At 71.4% G+C, this 2084-nt stretch carries 2 protein-coding genes and 1 pseudogene; all 3 read right to left on the bottom strand.

Features of this window, described 5'->3' with window-relative positions:
* Nucleotides 1-6: 6 nt before the first annotated feature.
* Nucleotides 7-243 (bottom strand): hypothetical protein, encoded by a 237-nt coding sequence (locus ABWV20_RS19000; RefSeq protein ID WP_353358003.1) that lies wholly within the window; start codon nt 241-243, stop codon nt 7-9.
* Nucleotides 240-1790 carry an IS21 family transposase gene (gene istA / locus ABWV20_RS18995; RefSeq protein WP_353358001.1) on the bottom strand — a complete coding sequence of 517 codons (1551 nt, stop codon included), beginning with the start codon at nt 1788-1790 and terminating at the stop codon, nt 240-242. The genes ABWV20_RS19000 and istA overlap by 4 nt, the downstream gene beginning before the upstream one ends.
* Nucleotides 1791-1881: 91 nt before the next feature.
* Nucleotides 1882-2084 (bottom strand): annotated as a pseudogene (locus ABWV20_RS18990) (hypothetical protein); the annotation flags it as partial.

The following is a 2084-nucleotide window of genomic DNA, read 5'->3' as shown; positions in this document are numbered from 1 at the left end:
GTGGAATCAGACCCTCCACCAGACCCGGGGCGATTCACATTCGGCGGTGAGGACCTCGGCGAGGAAGGCCTTGTGGGTCAGGCGTTCTCGTGCGGCGGCCTCGGCGATCCGGGCGTGTTCGTCGCGGATGGTGGGCAGGCCAAGGATCTTGGTGGCGGCGGTGATCGCGGCCTCGGCGGCGGGCTCGCTCAGCGCGGTGACCGCGGCGCGGGCCCGGGTTTCGGTGGTGGTGCGGGGGCTCATGCGAGTTCTCCTGTCAGCAGCTGGTCGTAGCCGGCCAGCGACGGGATGGGTCGCGTCCCGTCAGGGATCGCGGTGCCCGGCAGTGGGATTGGTGGCGCTGGCTCGGTCATGGCGGCGAGGTGGGTGCGTGCGGTGACGGCGAGCCGGTCGGCGTCGAACCGGCCCGAGGCGATCGCCTCCCGCATCGCAGCGGCGAGGGCGGAGGGCGGCAGGGTGCGGTGCAGCAGCAGCGCCCCCACCAGGGCCTTGGTGCCGTCCTTGTCGCCGAGGTGACGGCGGGCCGCGTCCCAGAAGTCCTGGTGCGCCTGGGTGAACGAGCCACCGGCGCGCGCGTTCGCCAGCGCGGTCGCGCCGGCGAGGGCGCCGGGCTTGCGGGTCAGGACCTCGAGGTAGTGGTCCAGGACCAGGTCCTCGGTGCCCTTGTGCAGCGACCGGACGTGCGAGGCGAGGACCGCGCCCCCATCGAACGCGCTCACCGTGTCCGCGCCGAGGCGCACGGCGACCCGCCGCCCGGCGTAAGACGCGGGGACCGAGTAGTACGACTGGCGGACACAGATCCGCGCCTTCATGTCGACCCGGCACGAGAGCGGCGTCGAGGCGTCAAAACGACTGTCCGGCAACGGATTCAGCAGGACTGCCTCGCGTTCGAACGCGGCCCCGACGGTGTCGCGGCGGGCGCCGATGCGGCGGGCGTCGTCCCTCGCGTCGGCAGCGGCCATCGCCTCGTTCAACGCGGCCAGGGTCGGCAGGTGCGGCACCGGGGTCAGGTGCCGGCGCCGGAACCGACCCACCTCGCCCTCGACACCGCCCTTCTCGTGAGCTCCCTCGACCCCGGGGCGGCAGTAGAACGACTCGAACCCGTAATGGCTGCGCAGCGCGACGAACTTCGGGTTCTCGAACCGCTCCCGACCGAGCAGGCAACGCAGCACCGCTGGCTTGAGGTTGTCGTAGCGGATCATCCCGGACGGCACCCCACCGAGCGCCTCGAACGCCCTGACGTGCCCGTCCAGGAACGACTCCTGCGCCTGGTTCGCGTACGCGATGTGCACCGCCCGGCCCGAGTGCGACAGGCGCATGATGAACATCCACAACCGCAGCACCACCCCGGCGATCGAGGCCTCGAACTGCCCGAAGTCGACCTCGGCCCCCTCACCGGCAGGATGGGTCTGCGGAACCATCACCTCCCGGCGCACCAGCCCCACCTCGACCTTCAACCGGGCCACGTGCGGGCGCACCGTGGACTCGGCCACCGGCGCCCCGTGCTCCTCGACGAGGCGCTGCCACACCCGCCGGGCGGTGTGCCGCTGCTTCCTCGGCGCGTCCAGATCGGCGGTGAGCCAGCCGGTCACCAGCTCCTCGTACGGCCCGAACGCGGCCGCCTCACGCTCCGCGCTCTTACGTGGCGGCGGAGTCGCGTCCGCCAACGCCTGACGCACCGTCCGGCGGTGCACCCCATGCCGGCGAGCCAACGCCCGGATCGACAACTGCTCATCCCGACGATCACGTCGGATACTTTCAAACTGCTCCACTCTCGATCTCTCCTTCACCCTCTCGCCTCCAGCTCGTCTTGGTCGGACAAGCCGGAACGTAGAGGCAGGCGGGTCGAGAGTGGGGCCAAATCAAGCCATCACAACGGCCCTAACCGGGGCCACTTGAGGCTGTCACACCCATGTGCTCGGTGATCGCGAACCCCACGCTGTACTCGAGGGTCCGGCCGCGGACCGTTCCCTGCTCGTGCAGCCAGCCGACCGGGTCGTGGGAGGCGCCGGCGCCGTCGGAGCGGACCAGCAGCCGCCTGCGGTGCGCGGCGGGGACCTGCGCGATCGCCTGAGCCAGGACGG

It is taken from the genome of Intrasporangium sp. DVR (assembly GCF_040365325.1).
In the GTDB taxonomy this organism is placed as follows: domain Bacteria; phylum Actinomycetota; class Actinomycetes; order Actinomycetales; family Dermatophilaceae; genus Intrasporangium.
Note: the sequence above shows the minus strand (reverse complement) of the source record. Positions and strands in the feature narration are given on the sequence as shown.